Raw genomic sequence first — 19,060 nt, forward strand, 5'->3', positions numbered from 1 at the left:
GACCGTTGGTCGGCACGCCCTGCAGAACTCATCGCTGCCGACAGATTGTGCCGACCAACGGTCGGCACCTACCAGAAGCGGGCCATCTCAGGGCCATTGATCCGGTGGGTGCCGACCAACGGTCCGCACCCACCCAAAGTGGTTGCAGCATTTGCCCCCGCTCAGGCGAACGGCAGCTCCGCGGCTCTGCACGCTGCCGTAATCGCGGCACACGCGTCGTCAATCGCGGGCGTGGTCGGCGCCAACCGCGGGCGCCGATCCAGCGTGCAGGCCAGGCCCACGTCCAACAGCGTGGCATGCGCGCCGTGCAGTGCCTGCGCGGTGGCATCCGGCAGGAAACCGACAGCCGCCAGCGCATCGATCAACGACGGCGTATCGCGAGGCTGCAGCAGCGCCGCATGCTGCGCACTGCGCGCCAGCACGCCGGTCTGCAGCAGGAACTCCAGGTCCACTACGCCGCCGGCACCCTGCTTCAGGTCCAGTCGTGCGGCATCGCTGCGGTCCAGCTCGGTGCGCATACGGCCGCGCATCTTCAGCACGTCGGCATACAGCACACCCGTGTCGCGCTCACGCCCAAGCGTCTGTGCACGCACCTGCTCGAAGTCGGCCAGCAGGCTGGCATCGCCGGCCACGCCACGCGCGCGCACCAGGGCTTGGTGTTCCCAGGTCCATGCGCGTTCGCGCTGGTATTCGGTGTAGCTGGCCAGCGAAGACACCAGCGAACCCTTGCCACCATCGGGGCGCAGGCGCACGTCGATGTCGTACAGGCGGCCGGCGGCGGTAACCGCGCCGAGCAGAGCCATCACTTTCTGCGCCAGGCGTGCATACCAGCGGGCAGGCTCCAGCGGGCGGGCGCCATCACTGGCATCCACGCCGGCCGGGTTGTCGTGCAGGAATACCAGGTCCAGATCGGAACCGAAGCCCAGTTCAAGCCCACCCAGGCTGCCGTAGCCGATGATCGCGAAACGTCCGCCGGGAATCCCGCCGTGTGCGGCGTGCATGTCCGCTTCGGCCATCGCCAGCACGGTGACCACCACCGCCTGCGCCAGTTCAGCCAGTTGCCGGGTGCTGTCCACCGCGCCCTGGCGGCCATCCAGCGTGGCCATCGCCATGCGGAAGCTGAGCGCCAGCCGCGTCTCGTTGAGCCAGCGCAGCGCGGATTCGGGATCCTCCACCGCCAGCACCTGCTGGCACTCGGCCAGCATGCCGGCGGCATCCGGCATCGGACCGGACACGCGTACGTCCAGCAGTTCGTCCAACAGCAGCGGATACGCCGCCAGGCGCTCGGCCAGCAGCGCGCTGCGCGCCAGCACATCCACCAGCCGCGCCAGCGCACTGGGCTGCTCGTCCAGCAGCGCGAGATAGCTGGTCCGGCGCAGCACCGCCTGCAGCAGGCCAAGCACACGCTTGAGCGCGGCGTCGGGTTGTGGCGAGCGCGTGGCCGCATGCAGCAGTGCCGGCAGCACGCGATCCAGCCGCGCACGCGCCGCATCGGACAAGGACTTCACGCCGGTGCCCTGGGCGAAATCGCGCAGCGACTGGTCGGCGCCGTTGGCATCGAGGAAACCGGCTTCGGCCAGCAGTGGTGCGTTGCTGCCTTCGGGCAGGCTGCGCCAGTAGTTGGCCAGCGCGTCGGGCGCGGCCTGGCCCTTGCGCGGCGCCAGCAGCGCGGCGAATTCAGTACTGACCCGCTGCTGCTGTTCGGCCAACGCCGCGCGCAGCACGTTCCAGTCCGCATAGCCGAGGCCGACGGCAATGCGTTCGCGGTCCAGCACGTCGCTGGGCAGTACGTGGGTCTGCGCGTCGCGCAGCATCTGCAGGCGGTTCTCCAGCCGGCGCAGGAACAGGTAAGCCTCGCGCAGTGCGGCGCCATCCTCGGGCGCGATCTGTCCGGCGGCAACCAGTGCATCCAGCGCCACCAGCAGGCGACGCTCGCGCAGTGCCGGTTCACGGCCACCGCGGATCAGCTGCAGTGCCTGGCACAGGAATTCGATTTCGCGGATGCCACCGGCGCCACGCTTGATGTCCTCGTGCAACTCGCGGCGCGCGACCTCGGCGGTGATCGCCGCCTTCATTTCGCGCAGGCCATCGAGCGCGGTGAAATCGAGGTAGCGGCGGTACACGAACGGGCGCAGGGTCTGCAGCCACGCTTCACCGGCGGCGATATCGCCGGCCACCGCGCGCGCCTTCAGCCACGCGTAGCGTTCCCAGTCGCGGCCCTCGCGCTGGAAATACTGGTCCATCGCCGCGAACGACAGCGCGACGCGGCCGGCGCTGCCGAACGGGCGCAGGCGCAGGTCGACACGGTGGCTGAAGCCATCGACGGTGGTTTCGTCCAGCAGCTTGGCCAGGCGCTGGCCGAGGCGGGCGAAATACTCTTCGGCGGCCAGCGCGCGCGGGCCATCGGATTCGCCGCCGTGCGGATAGGCGTAGACCAGATCGATATCGGAACTGAAGTTGAGCTCGCCGCCGCCCAGCTTGCCGAGGCCGAACACGACCAGCTGCTGCGGCGTGCCTTGGTCATCGGCGATGACCCCATGGCGCTGGGCGAATTCCTGCTGCAGGGCCTCCAGCGCAAGCCGCAGGCAGTCTTCGGCCAGGGTGGTGGCGCCGGCCAGGGTCTGCGCCACGTCGTCCAGCCCGGCAAGGTCGCGCCAGATCAGCCGTGTGGACATCGCCGCACGCCAGCGCCGCAGCTGTGCCGGCCAGTCGCTGGGCTGCAGCGGGTCGAGCACCGGCGCCGGGATCGGCGGGCAGCCGGGCGCGGCCAGCTGCGCCAGCAGCGCGGGTTGACGCACCAGGGTGTCCAGCGCGAAGTCGCTGGCCACCGCCAGCCGGGTCAGCAACGGCAGCAGGTCGGCCGGGATGGGCTCGGGCAGGACCTGGGCCAGACGCGCCAGGGCGCGGTCGACAAGGGGCTGCAGGGAGGCGGGCAGGTCAGCGGTGGCGAGCGTCATGGGCTGATTGTATCGACCCGGCCGGCACTACCGATAGTGGGAACCGCGTATTCATACTGGGCGACAGGCAATAAAAAAGCCCGCTTGCAGCGAACTGCCAGCGGGCTCTGCTCCCTCCCCCACGTCGGGATGCAGGGCCATCGTGCGGGCTGCGAAAGCACTTTGCACGCTGCACTGCAAAACAAAACCGACGGGTTTGGGTGAGCCCCTGGGGAAAAGCCATTCCACGAAGGTAGAACCCCCCGTACGGATGAGGATGGCCGATAATCGGAATTCCCCCCAGCAACACGTGTCGTCATGTCTGTTGATCGCATCGCCAACGCGCGTCTCCGTGACCGCGTGGCCTCCGCAGAGGCCGCAGCCGCGCTGATCCAGCCCGGTGAAACCGTGGCCATGAGCGGCTTTACCGGCTCCGGGTATCCCAAGGCCGTTCCCGTCGAACTGGCCCGCCGCATCGAAGCGGTGCATGCCCAGGGCAACCCTTTCCAGATCAAGCTGATGACCGGCGCCTCCACCGCGCCGGAACTCGATGGCGCGCTGGCCAAAGCCGATGGCATCGCCATGCGCATGCCGTTCCAGAGCGACCCGGATGCGCGCAACCGCATCAACGAGGGCAAGCTGGACTACATCGACATCCACCTCAGCCACGTTGCCCAGCACGTGTGGTTCGGCTTCTACGGCGAGATCGATACCGCCGTGATCGAAGTCTCGGCCATCCGCGAGGACGGCTCGCTGGTGCCATCCACCTCGGTCGGCAACAACAAGACCTGGCTGGACCTGGCCAGGAAGGTGATCGTCGAGGTCAACGAATGGCAGCCGGCCGGCGTCGACGGCATGCATGACATCTACTACGGCACCGCGCTGCCGCCGCACCGCAAGCCGATTCCGCTGGTGAACGCTAACGACCGCATCGGCGACACCGCGCTGCGCTGCGACCCGGACAAGATCGTGGCCGTGGTGCGTACCAACGGCCCGGACCGCAACAGCCCGTTCAGCCCGATCGATGCGACCAGCGAACAGATCGCCTCGCACCTGATCGAGTTCCTCAAGCATGAGGTGAAGAAGGGCCGCCTGCCGCCGAACCTGCTGCCGCTGCAGTCGGGCGTGGGCAACATTCCCAACGCGGTGCTGGCCGGCCTGGCCAAGAGCGGTTTCCGCGACCTGGCCGCGTTCACCGAAGTGATCCAGGACGGCATGCTCGACCTGCTGCGTGATGGCGTGCTGAGCTACGCTTCGTGCACCGGCTTCGCGCTGAGCCCGCAGGCCAACGAGACGTTCAAGGAGAACATCGATTTCTACCGCGAGCGCATCATCATGCGCACGCAGGAAATCTCCAACCATCCGGAACTGGTGCGCCGCCTGGGCTGCATCGGCATGAACGGCATGATCGAGGTGGACATCTACGGCAACGTCAATTCGACGCACGTGATGGGCACGCGGATCATGAACGGCATCGGCGGTTCCGGCGACTTCGCCCGCAACGGTTTCCTGTCGGCGTTCCTCAGCCCGTCCACCGCCAAGAACGGCACCATCTCGGCGATCGTGCCGATGGCCAGCCATGTCGACCACACCGAGCACGACGTGTCGGTGATCGTCACCGAACAGGGCCTGGCCGATCTGCGTGGGCTGACTCCGCGCAAGCGCGCGCAGGTGCTGATCGACAACTGCGCGCACCCGGATTTCCGCCCGCAGCTGCAGGACTACTTCGACCGTGCCAGCCGCGAGAGCTACGGCAAGCACACCCCGCACCTGCTGCCGGAAGCGCTGTCGTGGCACCAGCGCTGGCTGGATACCGGCACGATGAGGGGCTGACGCCCGCGGCTGTAGAGTCGAGCCATGCTCGACTCTCCTTCCCTGTGCAGCCGAGCATGGCTCGGCTCTACAAGCGCCCGCTCCGCAGAATCTCTGTAGAGCCGAGCCCACGCTCGGCTCCACGGCAAGCCGTTTACCCGCGCAGCGCCGCCAGCGACTCGGCCTGCAGCCGCTCGTAGATCTCGAACTCGTCATTCACCGCCACGCCCAAGGCCTGCTCGAAGGCCTCGCGGTTGGCATGTGCGGCATAGGCACGCTGCTCTTCACCACCCAGGTTCGACTGGAAGATGCCCGCGGCACTGACCGGCAGGAAATCCTCGTAGACGATCGGGTCGGCTGTGGCCAAGCCGGCGGCCACCAGCACCTCGGCCGGCAAATCGGCCACGCGCTCCGGTGCGGCACGGCCGGCGTCGGTCAACTGGTAGCGGTAATACCCCAGGCCTTCCTGGCGCAGCGTGTCATGGTCATCCGGGAAGCTGGTGAACACCGCCTGCAGGCGCTGGCCGTAGTCGCCACCGGTGCTGCCTTCACCACCGGCATCGCGTGCCTGCGACAGCAGCTGGTCGTACAGCGCGCGGCCCTTCGGGGTCAGCGCAAGGCCGCGTTGCTCGATCTCGCCGAAGCGCGCGGTATGCGTGCCGGCATCGCCACCTTCCGCATCCGGGAAATGCACTGCCTCTTCCAGCGCCTTGAAGCTGGTCTGGCGCAGCAGGATCGGGCAAGCACGGCGCGGCGGGCCTTCAATCACCGCCTTCGCCGCCATGCCGTGTTCGATCATCGCCGCCTGCGCCGCGTCGATGTCCAGCGTGCGCGGGGTCAGGTGATTGATGTGCGGGCCGCGGAAACTGACCACGTCGGCCACCAGCCGATGCGCGTTGTGCAGCGCGTGGTAGGTCGGCAGGTCGACCGTGGCATCGCCGTGCCAACGGAAGGTTTCCAGTGCTTGCTCGACGAAGCGCTCGGCATCGGCCTGCGCCAGGCCACCGTCACGCTCGGCCTGGTCGATCAGCGCCAGCGCGCCCTCGGTGAAGATGCGGCGGCGCGCAAGGATCTTCGCCGATTCGGCACGCAGCGCTTCGTCTTCGATCAGCTCCAGGCGCAGCAGCGAGGTGAACACGCGGAATGGATTCTGTGCCAGCGCGGCGCCGGTAAGCGGGCGGAACGCGGTGGAATGCACCGGCACGCCCGCGACCGACAGGTCGTAGTAGCCGACCGGGTACATGCCCATCACGGCGAACAGGCGGCGCAGCGTCGCCAGTTCCTGCACGGTGCCGACGCGGATCGCGCCATGGCGCTCTTCATCCAGGCGTGCGCGCTCGTCGTTGCGCTGCAGCTGCGCGGCCAGCGCCGGGTCCTGCTCCAGCACCTGCGCGTTGATCCGCTCCACCAGTTCCACCAGCGTGCCGTACAACGGCACTTCGGTGCGGTACATGCGGGACATGGCCTGTGCGAACAGGCGGCGGATCACATCAGGCGAAACGAAAGAGGCGCTCATCAGTCACTCGATTACGGGAACGGGGAACAGCTCGGACCCGTATTGTCGCCGGAGCGCGCGGCGGCGGCGATATGCAGAGCAACATGGCGCCTGGCCCGGGCAGGCCTGGTGGGCGCGAACCTTGGTTCGCACTGATCTGGCGGGGGAAGGAGCAAAAGGCGTGCGAACCAAGGTTCGCACCCACCAGAATCAGCCAGCGGCCGGCACTACCGCTTGAGCTGGCGCTTCAGGGTGGCATCCAGGGTGATCGGCCGGTCCCAGTGCTGGTAGCTGGCCACGATGGCATGGCGCACGGCGCGGTAATGCAGGTTGTCCGGCGTGGTGGGCATGCGCTTCACCACCGCCTCCCAGCCGCCCTGCGGGTCCTGGCTGAAGGCGCGCACGCTGTCGCGGCAGGTCTGGCCACTGGCCTTGGCCCAGAAACAGGCGAAGTAGATGTCCCCGGCCTGCCAGCCATGGGTGGTGAACAGCGCGCTGATATAGCCGCGCGGCACGCCGGCATAGCGCGAGACCTCGTCGAGGAAGGCGTCGGGGTAGCGTTCGGCGTAATGGTTGATGTCCTGCAGCTGGGCATCGACCCAGCTGTCACCGGTCTCCACCTCGTAGGCTGCCGAACGCTCGGCGGTCTGCTGGGCCAGCACGGTGGCCGGCACCAGCAGCAGGGACAACAGCAACACGCGCAGTCGGTAATTCATGCCCCGATTCTGCCGCAGCCGCCGGGCCCTGTCAGGCCGCCGCAGCGGCCTTGGCTTCGATCGCCGCCAGTGCGGCCGGCCAGTCGTGGGCGGTATCGGCGGTGACCATGCGCGGTTCATCGTCGGCCACGCCGTGCTGGGTCTCGTGTGCCCAGGTCACTGCATACGGGGTATGCACGCCCCAGCCACCGAGGGTGACCACCGGCTCGATGTCCGAACGCAGCGAGTTGCCGACCATCACGAAGCGCTGCATCGGCAGATCGAATTCGGCCAGCACGCGGGCGTAGGTTTCCGGGTCCTTCTCCGAGACGATCTCGATGCGCGGGAACAGCTCGCCCAGGTTGGCGACCTTGATCTTGGCTTCCTGGTGGAACAGGTCGCCCTTGGTGATCAGCACCACCGGGTAGTGCTCGGCGATGGCCGCCACGGCTTCGCGCACACCGTCGATCAGCTCGACCGGGTGGCGCAGGGTGTCGTGGCCGATGTCCAGAATGCGCTGGATGTCCTTGGCCTCGATGCGCTGAGCGGTGATGTCGATGGCCGCTTCGATCATCGACAGGGTCATGCTCTTCACGCCGTAGCCGAAGGTGCCCAGGTGGCGCTGCTGCACTTCCAGCAGGTGGCGCGCGGTCTGGGTGTCATGCACGTCGACGTAGCGCGACAGCAGGTCAAGGTAATCCTGCTCGGCCTTGCGGTAGTAGTCCTCGCTCTTCCACAGCGTATCGTCACCGTCAAAACCGACCAGGCCGATGGCGCGCGACGGCGCAGGCGTGGAGGTGTTCATCGGCCAAGGATACAGGGGTGGCGATGACGAGAAAAACCCAGGCGGCCGCAGCCGCCCGGGTCCCCATGCACCGGTCTTCCCGAATCAGGTGTGGATCAGCGGCCCTGGGCCGCGCCGGCACCCGCACCGGCCTGCTGCGCGGCCACGTAGGCCTTGTACTCATCGGCGCTCAGCTCGCCGTCCTTGTTGGTATCAGCCTGGTCGAACACCTGGGCCAGGCCCGCGTTCACCTGCGCCTCGGTCTTGCTGATGGTGCCGTTGCCATCGGTATCGATGCTGGCCCAGGTCTGGCCACCGCCGTTGGCCTGCGCCGATGCGGCTGCGGCAGCGTTGGTCGCCTGGTCGGCGGCCTGGCCGGCCTGTGCAGCCGCCTGCTGGGCCTGTGCGGCCTCGTTCTGCGCATGCGCCGCCTGCTGCTTGGCCGACTGGGCCATCGCCGGAATGGCCAGCACGCTGCCAGCGGCGACGATCAGGGCGATCAGGGGCTTGCGGTTGCGAATAGTCATCAGGGGTGTCTCCTGCCAATTGGGTGGTGTTGCGCGGCGTGTTGTCTCCGCACGGCACCTACCCTGCCACCCCGTTTCTGAATCGATTTTGCCCCGCGACCCGCGTCAACACGCGCCATTAACCACTCGCCCCCGCGCATGCATTAGCGCGGTGGTTAGCAGCAAGTGAGCAGCTCATAAGATGCGCATTCAGCGCTGCCGGATTTAACCGGCAACCAACGAAAAACCTGCGTCAGTCGACGGTTTTTTCCGATGACCGCGAACTGAACAACACCCACCCCAGCGCAACACCGGCGAGCGCACCGGCGATTTCCAGCACCACGCGGCTGCCGAGTTCGTTCGGATCGTGGATGGTGGCCAGGAACAGGCGCGCGTACAGCGGCGACTCCAGCCGCACGATGCCCATGTAGAACAGCTTCCATGCATCGATGCCGGCGGAGATGATCACGGCGATGACACAGGACCACCCGATCGCGTGACCCGCGGTCCAGTGCAGGAGCCGGCACAGCTGCGACCACAGGAAGTACACCAGCAGCCCGACCAGCAGGGCGATGGCGCCGGCTTCCAGGGTACCGAGCAGGCCGAAGTGCAGGGGAAGGTTCATCGGGTGGGCAGGGATGAAGAGGCGGCCAGTGTAAGGGATCTACCCCGGACCCAATCCGGTAGCCACAGTAGATCCATGCCATGCGTGGATGAATCTCCATCGAGATCGAGTATCTCGACGATTGAACAAGAAGCAGCCGACGAACAAAGAGCAGCCGAGCATGGACTCGGCTCTACAACGGACCGCGCGGGAAACTGTCAGAGGCTGGGCGGTGCCGGAGTGCGGGGTGTCAGCCGCATGGATGCGGCTGCCAAGCCTCCATGGACGGATTTACGGCGTCCCCGCACTCCGGCACCGCCCAGCCAACCCACGGAACGCACGCTGTTGCTGTTGCGTCTGATGTTGCCGGCCAGCGGCCGGCACTACCGCGGGTGCAGGGCGCAGCCCTGCCGATACCCCTACCGTACCGGGACGTCGTACGCGGTGCCGGGATTCGGTTCGGGCTGCAGGGTGTAGTGCCACCACTCCTGCGGATAGTTGACGAAGCCGTGGCGTGCCATCGCCTGCACCAGCTGCTGGCGGTTCGCCTGCTGCACAGTGCTCAGCCCGCTCGTCCGGGTATGCGCGCGCGGGCCAAAGAAATCGAAGTCGGTACCCATGTCCAGCGGCGTGCAGGCGCCAGTGCGGCAATCCAGCAGGCCAAGATCAACCGTGGCGCCACGACTATGGCCAGAACGCTCGGCGATGTAGCCGTCGGCCAGCAGCCGTGGCTTGTCCAGGTCCGGGTACTGCTGTGCCTTGCGCGAGAGTTCGCGCGGATCGTTCACCCAGGCCATGAAGGCCTGCACCGAGCGCACCGGCCGGTAGCAGTCGTAGAGGCGCAGGCCAAATCCCTGCGCGCGCAGATCCTGTTCTACCTGCGCCAGCGCTTTCGCCACGGGCGCCAGCAGGTAGCAGGATGGCGCCTCATAGCCGGGCACGCGCGCGCCGGTGAAGTTGTTGGCATTGGCGTATCGGATGTCCATGTCGATGCCTGGCGACAATGTGCGGATTTCCACCAATCCGGCGCTGGCCGCATCGGTGGCCGGCGAAACGCGCGGCGGCTCAGCGGCGTCGGCGGTCGCCGCCAGGGCAGTCGCCAGTACGAGTGAAATGCAGGTCCTGGAAGTCATAGCTGAAGTCGATTTCCGGATCGATGGCACGCAGGTCCAGTGTCGGTGCCGGGCCCTCGCCCGGCTGCAGCCACGCCTGCGCCTCGTCACCCAGCGTATCCCAGCGCAGCAGCCAGCGCCCCTGCAGTTGCAGCACGGCCGCTTGCAGCCTGGGCGACTTGTCCACGCTGAAGCGCAGGCCATCCTTGCCCAGGCACAGCGAAGCCGGGCCCAGCCAGGGGTCGGAGTAGCGGCCCTGCCAACGCGGCAGGTCATTGCCGCGTGCCGGCTGTGCGGCGGTGGCCGCTGGCCGTTGATGGCCAGATGCTGCCTGCGCTGCCCGGTCAGCCTTCAGTTCGGCCAGGTACTCCATCGCCGGGCGCGCATCGTCTGGTGCGGTGAAGCGCTTCAGCATGGCCTGCATCAGCGCCGTGCGTGCATCCTCGCCTTCGCCGTTGATCAGCATCACCACGCCGACCCTGCGGTCAGGAAGCAATGCCAGCGACGAGTACATGCCCGACAACGTGCCGGTATGCGCCACCTTCCACTGCCCGTCCATGTCCGACACCCGCCAGCCATATCCATAACCGTAGAAATGCGCGTTGTCCCAGCGCCGCTGGCGTTCACCCAACGGCATCGGCATGTGCAGGGTCCACAGCGTGCGCCGCTGCTCGCTGCCCAGCCAGTCCGGCACCAGCGCGGGATCGAGCAGTACCTGCATCCAGCGTGTCATGTCACGCAGCGAACAACGAATGCCACCCGCCGCCATCGAGGGCAAGTCCGGGCTGATTGCAGCATCGGCGTTCACCACCTCGTTGCGTTCACCACGCCAGGCATGCGGCTGTGCCACGTTGCCCACGCGTTTCACCGACCACGCACCCACCTGGCAGCGCGTCATGGCCAGTGGTTCGAACACCTGCTCGCGCATCAGCTGGTCATACGGCTTGCCACCCGCTGCCGCCGCCACCTCGCCGGCCACCACATACATCAGGTTGTCGTAGGCATAGTGGCTGCGGAAGCTGCTGACCGGTTTCAGGTGCGCCAGCCCCGCAATGATGTCGGCACGGGTGAACGCGTTCGGCTCCGGCCACAGCATCAGGTCACCGGCGCCCAGGCCAAGGCCACTGTTGTGGATCAGCAGGTCGCGCACCTGCATCTGCGCGCCCACCCACGCATCGTGCATGCGGAAGCCCGGCAGATGCCGCTGCACCGGATCATCCCAGCGCAGCGTGCCCTGCTGCACCAACCGCGCCAGCAGTGCGGCGGTCATCGCCTTGCTGTTGGAGGCGATCTTGAACAGCGTGTCCTCGTCGATGCGGCCGCCGTCACCGCGCGCGCCGGCCGCGTGGCGATAGACAACCTGCCCATTCTCGACCACCGCCAGCGCCATCCCGGGCAGATGCTCGGCCCGGACCACGGTGGCGATGTCGGCCTCGATGGCTGCACTGTCGACCGACGAAGCGGACGGTGCGGCCAGTGCCGCCGCGAGGATCAGCAGATGATGCATGCGGGTGCCCCCTCCATTGCCCGCGCCGTCACGGTGGACGGCGCGGGTCGTGGCCTCAGAAGTTCCAGGTCACCACCAGCTGGGTGTAGCGCGGTGCCTGCCAGCGCGTACCGGTAGCGAACGTCGCCTCGCGATACTGGCCGGGCTGCGCCTCGTAGCGCTGGTGCACGTTGATGGTCTTCTGGTTGTTGAACAGGTTGTACACCGACAACCGGGCGCTGAGGTCGATGCCCTCCACCGGCAGGCGCCAGGTCACGTTGGCGCCCATGGTCCAGGTCCACGGCAGGCGACCAAACGCGCCGCGCGGGCTGTACTCGAACTGGCGCTGGTTGTACGGGCCCGAACAGTTGGCCACGCACAGCCAACCGGTGCCACCACCACTGCCTTCACTGGACGTGCTGCCACCGGCGATGGAGTCGTTCGGCCACATCACGCCGTAGGCGGTGATCGGGCCACCGGACTGCACCTGAAGCGTGGTGCCGAACGACCACTGCTTGTTCAGCGCATACGCGGCACGCAGCTTGAACTGATGGCGGAAATCGTTGAACAGCACGCCATAACGTTCGTTGGTGGCCGGGTGGTCCCAGAACTGCACCATGCCGGTGTCGCCGTAGTTGGTATCGGAGTTTACCGGGCCTTCGAAGTTGCCCTCGCTCTTCGACCACAGATAGGACGCGTTGAACATCCACTTCTCGTCCCACGCACGGTCGATCTGGAACTCCAGCGCCTTGTAGGTGCGCTTGGGCTTGGAGTAACCGATCACCTCGCCACTGCCGCCCTTTCGATAGCCGCTGTTGGCGGTGTCGATGGTGATCCAGCCTTCGTTGGCGCAACCGATGCTCTTGTCGCCCCAGATCGTCAGGCTCTCGCCCGGGTTGGCGATCGGCCACAGCGTGCTGGGGGTCGGGCCGCACGGGGTGTAGTTGATGCGGATGTCATCCAGCGCGCGGGTCATGCGCCGGTAGGTGGCGTTGACGCCCCACGACCAGGCCTGGTTGATCATGTTCTGGAAGCCCAGGATGTATTCGTCCTGGTAGACCGCCTTCAGGTCGCGGTCCACGCTCTGGCGCAGGTCGGCACCGCCGGTGTTCATGCGGGTGTCGGTCGGCCCGATCTGCTGGCCGACAATCGGTGCCATGTACGGCGAACCGGTCGGCGAGGTTTTCTGCTCCCAGCCGTTCAGCACGTAATAGCTGTATTCGTCGGTCAGGCCACCGGCGAAGTTCACGTTGATGTTGTTGGTGACCGGCAGGTAGTAACGGCCGGCGTTGCCGAACAGCTTGGTGCTGCCGTCACCGCGCATGTCCCACGAGAAACCGACGCGTGGCGCGATCAGGTCGTCCATCTTGATGAACGCCTTGCCGGCGGCGGTGCGGTTCTCGAAGCGGTCCCAGCGCACGCCGAGGTTCAGCATCAGATTCGGGGTGATGTTCCAGATGTCTTCCAGATAGAAGGCATTGGCCTCGGTCTCGAAGGTGCCGCCGGAGCGGCGGTTGCGAGCGCGCAGCATCTCGGTGACGCCAGCCGGTACGTAGGCGTTTGCGCCATCCCACACTTCATCGCCGGGCCGCGCCACGTAGGCGGTGTAGCTCAGCTCGGTCGGCCCTGGATAACGGGTGGACTGCTTGGTGGTCATCAGTTCGCGGTCGACACCGAAGCGCAGCAGGTGATCACCGAGCTGCCATTCGAAATCCAGGCGCGCGACATCGCGGGTGTCATCGCGCTCGGCCACCGCCGCGCCGGTCGGGTGGCAGCCCGCGCGCAGCCCCTGCAGCTTGCCCAGCCGCGGGCCGTAGGTGCTGTCGGTGAACACCGGGCTGCAGGCCTGGTCCAGCGACGAATTGGTGAAGGCACGCTGCTTGTTCTGGCCGACCATGGCGCGCGCGGTGAAATTCTGGCCGAAGTGGCCGGTGTAGGTGGCCGACCAGTTGCGGCCGCCGGTCTCGGTGACCGAGTCGCCGCCCCAGGAACCGATCCGGTCCGCATTCCAGTTGTAGCCGTACGACGCGTTGGTGACATCGCCCTCGTCGGAGAACGCCAGCAGCGCCAGGCTGTGGTTGTCGTTGATGTTCCAGTCCAGCTTGGTACCCCAGAAGCCGTTGCCGGAGTCGTTCTTGAACCAGGTACTGCCATCGGATGAGGTGTTGTGGCCCTTGTCGCTGCGGTCCTCGTACATCGCGAACAGGAACAGCTTGTCCTTGACGATCGGCCCCGAACCCCAGACGTTGGTCTTCAGGAAGGAGTTGTTGTCGCGGCTTCCGTAGGAATGCGGGGTGCCGTCGCGGTGGAAATGATCGCCGCCACTGGCGCGCCACGCACTGGGCTCGGCGGTGACTTCAATGCCGCCTTCGAACTCGTTGCTGCCCGAACGGGTCACTGCATTGATCACGCCACCGGTGGAGCGGCCGAACTCGACCGAGTAGCCACCGGTCTTGACCTGGAATTCCTTGAAGAAGGCGAACGGCGCGGTGCTGAAGCCACGACGGGTATACATGTCGGTGACATTCAGGCCGTTGATGAAGACCGCATTCTCGGCCACCGATGAACCGGCGAACGACAGGCCTCCGAATGACGAGTTGCCGCCGACCACGCCCGGCGCCATCAGCGCGACCGCGGACAGGTCCTGCGCTACCGGCAGCCGCGAGATCTCCTGGCGGTTGATGTTGAACGAGGTTTCGGTGGAGTACACATCCACGCGGTTGACCACGCGGGTGCCAACCACCTGCAGTGCATCCAGGTTGGTGACACCGCCGCCGCTGCCCAGATTGACCGTGGTGGTACCGCCGACGGCAACGCTCACCGATACCTGGTCGCCCAGCTTCTGGCCATCGCGGCTGAGCTGCAGCTGGTAGTCGCCCACCGGCAGCTGGCCGAGGCGGTAGCTGCCATCGGCGCCTACGGTGACGGTACGGGTCAGGCCGGTGCTGCTGCTGACCACGGTCACCTGGTCACCGGCGGTTGCACGGCCGGCGACTGCACCGCTCACGTTCTGTGCCATCGCGATGCCGGGCAGCACTACGCCCAGACACGCCCCGAGGGCGACGCACAACGCCGCCCGCTTGATGCTGTAAGCCTTCATCCCCTGCTCTCTCCTGCAAGAATTGAATGGTGTGGAATGCGATGTGTCGCGCTAGCGTTGCCTGGCTGGCAGTACCCGCCACTGGAAGTCGTAGCTCCATTGGTCGAAGTACAGGTTGCCGCCTGCCCACTCGGCCTCGCCGCGCTGCGAGTCGACCGTTTCCGAGCGGAAGTGCTGCTTGGCCGGCACGAAGGGCTGGCCGAAATCGTCGTTGAAAGCAATGCGGTAGCCGTCGAGGCCACCCAGATAGAAATCGCGCAGTGCAGGCACATCGCTGGCAAGCGCGCCGGTGGTCACGTCCATCGGCAGCCAGCCGTATGGCGCCAGGTAAACCTGTCCCCAGTCATGCAGGTTGTTGTAGCCGCTGCCATCGTCGGAGAACACCATGCCCGACTGCCAGCGTGCAGGAATGCCGTTCATGCGCAGCAGCGCAATCAGCAGCAGGGTCTGCTGGCCACAGTCGGCATGGCCGGCGCGCAGCCCGTAATCGCTGATGTTGCTGAGCGTCGAGTATTCGCGCGCACCGGCCCATGGAATGCGGTCCACGGCAGCAAACAGCTTGCGCACCACTTCATAGGGGCGAGTCTCGCCCTGCAGCACCTGGTCGGAGAACAGCTTCAGCGCCGGGGTGAAGCGCACATGTGGCAGCTGCTCGGCCAGATAGGGCTTCAATGCGGGATCATTCGGGGTGGCCTGCACCTTCGCGGGATCGATCGCGGTGTGTCGCGCGAAGACCGTTACCGCATAGCGGATCTCGAACCGGGTCGGCTTGCCGGCTACGGCTTTGGCTTCCAGATAGGCGGTGCGCTGCAGGGTACTGGCCGGTGCCACCCGTGCCTTGGCCGGGGCGCTGCCCAGCCACTGCACCTGTTCCTGCTGGCCCGGGATCTCGCGCGGGTATGGAATCCAGGCGCGTACGGTTTCACCCGCCGGGACGGCATCGGCTTTCACCGTGAGCGACTGAGTGAACTCAACACGCTGCGGCAGTACGGACGCCTGGCCACTCTGTTCGGCCGCGGCAAGCACGCGCGCGTGGTGCGCGTTGAGCACTTCGTTCGGGCCCGGCGGTGACATCGGTGCATCCGCGCGGCGGCGTGCGCGTGCTTCGTCACTGAGCAGGAACAGGTTCGACGGTGCGCGCTTGAAATACCAACGCGTGCCATCGATATCGAGATGCTCGATCAGGCCGAGTTGATCCCACCGCGCGAACTCCTCGTCGGTCAGGTCGGGAATCCAGCGGCGCACGGCCGCCTTGGCGGCGGTTTCGTCGAGGGAAAAATCCTGGCGGATGCGGCGCATGCGCTCACGCTGGAACGCGCCTTCGGCAGCATCGCTCCCGGCCGCCAGCAGCGCATCGGCGTCGCTGAAGCGGCCGCTGTCGATCAGGTCGATCACCTGCGTTTCGCGCGCACGCTGCTGGCTGCTGCGCCCGTCTGCCGCCTGCGTGGCCGACGCCCACAGCAGCAGCGCGGCACACAGGCCGGCAGCAGCAGGCAGACGCGGTTTGCGAACGGCAGGATCCACAGCGACACTTCCCCAGCGCGGGTGGTAACGGCTGTGTAACACGGGCCGGGATGCCGGTCAATAATTTATTCTTGCTTTCGATGCCAAAAGGAATAAATATTCCAACAGGCATTCGAGGAGGGTGTGCACCGCATGAGCCTGGCTTCCCGCGAACCGCACCGGCGTTGGCCGCGCCGGTTGACCCTGGCCCTGTGCCTGCTGGCCGCACCAGCCTTTGCACAGGCGGCACCACCGCCCGACCCGGGTGCGCCGCTGCCCTATGTGATCGGCCTGCACGAGGCCTACCTCACCCCGCAGTACTGGGCCGCGCGCCTGGACAACGCTGATGCGCCGATTCTGGATCGCACACAGATCGAGGCGCAGAACGCGCGGATGCGGGCGCAGGACAGCCATATCCAGGACATCGCCACACTGCCCGCCCAGCTTGATGCGGCGACGGTGCGTGCCAGCATCAGCGCGCTGTCCAGCTGGCCCACGCGTGCACTGTTCAACGAGACGGGCCAGGCCATCGCCCCCGCGCTGCGCAGCGGCATCGAAGCCAACCTCGGCCTCGATGCGATTCCTGCCCAGGTGGCACCGGCCTATGGGCTGGTGGTGAAGCGCGCGGCACTGCGTACCTTCCCCACCCGCGAGCGCGTCTTCAGCACCGCCGGTGACACCGACATCGACCGCTTCCAGGAATCGGCGCTGTTCCCCGGCGACAAGGTCGCGGTGGTTCACCGCAGTGCCGACGGCCGCTGGCTGTTCGTGCACAGCGAGCGCTACAGCGCGTGGATCGAAGCCGACGCCATCGCCAGCGGCGACAAGGCCACAGTGCTCGGCTATGGCACGAAGGGCCCGTACCGCATTGTCACCGGCGCCACCGCGCAGACCGCCTACACCCCGGAGGAACCGCGCGTATCGCGCCTGCAGCTGGACATGGGCGTACGCCTGCCGGTGCTGGCCGACTGGCCTGCGTCAGAGCCGGTGAACGGCCAGCAGGCGCATGCCTCGTGGGTGGTGCAGTTGCCGGTGCGCGAGGCCGATGGGCGTCTGAAGCTCGTACCGGCGCTGCTGCCGCGCTCGCAGGACACCGCCGCCGACTACCTGCCACTGACCCCGCGCCTGCTGCTGCAGCAGGCCTTCAAGTTCCTGGGCGAGCGCTACGGCTGGGGCCATGACTACGACACCCGCGACTGCAGCGGGTTCGTCTCCGAGATCTACCGCAGCTTCGGCGTGCTGCTGCCGCGCAATACCAGTGCACAGGCGGTCAGCCCGGCACTGGATCGCCTGCCGTTCACCGACAAGGTCGGCAAGGCCGCGCGCGACCGTGCGGTCACCGAACTACAGGTCGGCGACCTGGTCTACATCCCCGGCCACGTTATGATGGCCATTGGCCACGTCGACGGCCGCACCTGGGTGATCCACGATACGGCGGGCGGCAGCTGGTTCGGTGCCGACGGCAGACGTGTGCAGGCCCATCTCAATGGTGTTTCGGTCACGCCGCTGGAGCCGATGATGGCCAGCGATACCGTCCGCTACATCGACCGCATCACCAACATCCAGCGCCTGCGGGCCAAGACCCCCTGAATGAAGATCACTGCCATCGAACTGGGCATGCTGCGCGTGCCGCTGAAGACGCCGTTCAAGACTGCCCTGCGCACGGTGGAAACCGTGGAAGACGTGGTCGTACTGATCCGCACCGACACCGGCAACACCGGTTACGGTGAAGCCCCGGCCACCGCGGTGATCACCGGCGATACGCACGGCTCGATCATCGAAGCGATCCGCCACTTCATCGCCCCGCGCCTGATCGGCCAGGACGTGGTCAACCTCAACCATCTGTGCACGCTGGTGCAGACCGCGATGGAGCGCAACACCAGCGCCAAGGCAGCGGTGGAGATCGCGCTGTACGACCTGTGGGCGCAGCTGCACGGTGCGCCGCTGTACCAGATGCTCGGTGGTGGCGACCCGGTGATCACCACCGACATCACCATCAGCGTGGACTACATCGACAAGATGGTGGCCGATTCGCTGTCGGCGATCGAACGCGGCTTCGAGTCGCTGAAGATCAAGGTCGGCAAGGACATCGGCCTGGACATCGAACGGGTCAAGGCCATCCATGCCGCCGTGGAAGGCCGCGCCCTGCTGCGCCTGGATGCCAACCAGGGCTGGACCGCCAAGCAGGCGGTGCATGCGATGCGTACGCTGGAAGAGGCCGGCGTGGTACTGGAGCTGCTGGAACAACCGGTGAAGGCGGCTGACATCAGCGGCCTGAAGTACGTCACCGATCGCGTCAACACGCCGGTGATGGCCGACGAAAGCGTGTTCAGTCCCAGCCAGGTGATGGACCTGATCCAGCAGCGCGCGGCCGACATCATCAACATCAAGCTGATGAAGACCGGCGGCCTGTCCAACGCGATCCGCATCGCCGACATCGCCGGCATCTACGGCGTGCCGTGCATGATCGGCTGCATGATCGAGTCGAGCATCAGCGTGGCCGCCGCCGTGCACCTGGCCGTGGCCAAGAGTGATGTGATCACCAAGGTTGACCTCGACGGTCCCTCGCTGGGCCAGTTCGACCCGGTTAGCGGCGGCGTGCATTTCAACGAATCGGAGATCAGCATCAGCGACGTGCCGGGGCTGGGCATTACTGAGGTGCGTGGGCTGGAGATGCTGGGGTGATTTGCGCCTTGCGGCTGGCTTGGTCCTCAACTGATCCTGGGTCGCGCGTTACTTTTCTTTCCGCGGAAAGAAAAGTAACCAAAAGAAACGCTCCGCCGGCCGCGAGCCGACGTGCTGCGCACGCCGGTACCCTGCGCTCCTCGGTCCGTCGAGGGACGGCGCGGAACTCGCTGCGCTCAAACACCCGCGCCTCTTCGCCCTCGCCGGACCTGCGGTGCTCGGCTCGCTTGAAGGCGGACTCAACGACAGCTCCGGGTAGATCCACGCCACGCGTGGATGCTCCTGCTTCTGCTCTACCTCGTATCCTCTTCGCGGCTGGCACGCGCGCGATCTGTCCGGGGT

At 66.6% G+C, this 19,060-nt stretch carries 13 protein-coding genes; 3 read left to right on the plus strand and 10 right to left on the minus strand.

Annotated elements, in window-relative coordinates:
* Positions 1 to 161: 161 nt before the first annotated feature.
* The gene (gene glnE / locus O0K41_RS19140) at positions 162 to 2,957 is read right to left on the minus strand and encodes a bifunctional [glutamate--ammonia ligase]-adenylyl-L-tyrosine phosphorylase/[glutamate--ammonia-ligase] adenylyltransferase (protein WP_164222402.1); all 2,796 of its coding nucleotides are present in this window, start codon (positions 2,955 to 2,957) and stop codon (positions 162 to 164) included.
* A 297-nt stretch (positions 2,958 to 3,254) separates the two neighbouring features.
* On the opposite strand from glnE, the gene O0K41_RS19145 reads away from it, so the two are divergent.
* Positions 3,255 to 4,769 carry an acetyl-CoA hydrolase/transferase family protein gene (locus O0K41_RS19145; RefSeq protein WP_164222404.1) on the plus strand — a complete coding sequence of 505 codons (1,515 nt, stop codon included), beginning with the start codon at positions 3,255 to 3,257 and terminating at the stop codon, positions 4,767 to 4,769.
* Positions 4,770 to 4,902: 133 nt separating this feature from the next.
* Here the strand turns inward: O0K41_RS19145 and O0K41_RS19150 are convergent, their stop codons facing one another.
* From O0K41_RS19150 to O0K41_RS19190, 9 genes are all read right to left on the minus strand, one after another.
* A complete protein-coding gene (locus O0K41_RS19150) occupies positions 4,903 to 6,264 on the minus strand; it encodes a VOC family protein (RefSeq protein ID WP_149500652.1) in 1,362 nt (453 codons plus the stop codon).
* A 206-nt stretch (positions 6,265 to 6,470) separates the two neighbouring features.
* A complete protein-coding gene (locus O0K41_RS19155; protein ID WP_149500651.1) occupies positions 6,471 to 6,959 on the minus strand; it encodes a hypothetical protein in 489 nt (162 codons plus the stop codon).
* Between the two features lie 31 nt (positions 6,960 to 6,990).
* Entirely contained in the window at positions 6,991 to 7,743 is a 753-nt protein-coding gene (locus tag O0K41_RS19160) for an HAD family hydrolase (protein ID WP_109814295.1), read from the minus strand.
* A gap of 95 nt (positions 7,744 to 7,838) precedes the next feature.
* Complete coding sequence (locus O0K41_RS19165; RefSeq protein ID WP_049437070.1) at positions 7,839 to 8,249, minus strand: EF-hand domain-containing protein; 411 nt, start codon at positions 8,247 to 8,249, stop codon at positions 7,839 to 7,841.
* Positions 8,250 to 8,481: 232 nt separating this feature from the next.
* Positions 8,482 to 8,853, minus strand: coding sequence for a hypothetical protein (locus O0K41_RS19170; RefSeq protein ID WP_012478956.1), 372 nt, complete (start codon positions 8,851 to 8,853; stop codon positions 8,482 to 8,484).
* A 398-nt stretch (positions 8,854 to 9,251) separates the two neighbouring features.
* On the minus strand, positions 9,252 to 9,965 hold the full coding sequence (locus O0K41_RS19175) for a M15 family metallopeptidase (RefSeq protein ID WP_164223295.1): 714 nt from the start codon (positions 9,963 to 9,965) through the stop codon (positions 9,252 to 9,254).
* The gene (locus tag O0K41_RS19180) at positions 9,898 to 11,451 is read right to left on the minus strand and encodes a serine hydrolase domain-containing protein (protein WP_164223298.1); all 1,554 of its coding nucleotides are present in this window, start codon (positions 11,449 to 11,451) and stop codon (positions 9,898 to 9,900) included. Before O0K41_RS19180 ends, O0K41_RS19175 begins: the two co-directional genes overlap by 68 nt.
* Before the next feature lie 55 nt (positions 11,452 to 11,506).
* Positions 11,507 to 14,530 carry a TonB-dependent receptor gene (locus O0K41_RS19185; protein WP_005407820.1) on the minus strand — a complete coding sequence of 1,008 codons (3,024 nt, stop codon included), beginning with the start codon at positions 14,528 to 14,530 and terminating at the stop codon, positions 11,507 to 11,509.
* A 51-nt stretch (positions 14,531 to 14,581) separates the two neighbouring features.
* Positions 14,582 to 16,054, minus strand: coding sequence for a transglutaminase-like domain-containing protein (locus O0K41_RS19190; protein WP_164223301.1), 1,473 nt, complete (start codon positions 16,052 to 16,054; stop codon positions 14,582 to 14,584).
* 132 nt (positions 16,055 to 16,186) lie between these two features.
* On the opposite strand from O0K41_RS19190, the gene O0K41_RS19195 reads away from it, so the two are divergent.
* Positions 16,187 to 17,623 carry an SH3 domain-containing protein gene (locus tag O0K41_RS19195; protein WP_049440780.1) on the plus strand — a complete coding sequence of 479 codons (1,437 nt, stop codon included), beginning with the start codon at positions 16,187 to 16,189 and terminating at the stop codon, positions 17,621 to 17,623.
* The gene (locus O0K41_RS19200) at positions 17,624 to 18,718 is read left to right on the plus strand and encodes a dipeptide epimerase (protein ID WP_005412042.1); all 1,095 of its coding nucleotides are present in this window, start codon (positions 17,624 to 17,626) and stop codon (positions 18,716 to 18,718) included.
* The last annotated feature ends 342 nt before the right edge of the window (positions 18,719 to 19,060 follow it).

Origin of the sequence: Stenotrophomonas sp. Sm2128 (assembly GCF_030985535.1) — a bacterium.
Classification (GTDB): Bacteria; Pseudomonadota; Gammaproteobacteria; order Xanthomonadales; family Xanthomonadaceae; genus Stenotrophomonas; species Stenotrophomonas maltophilia.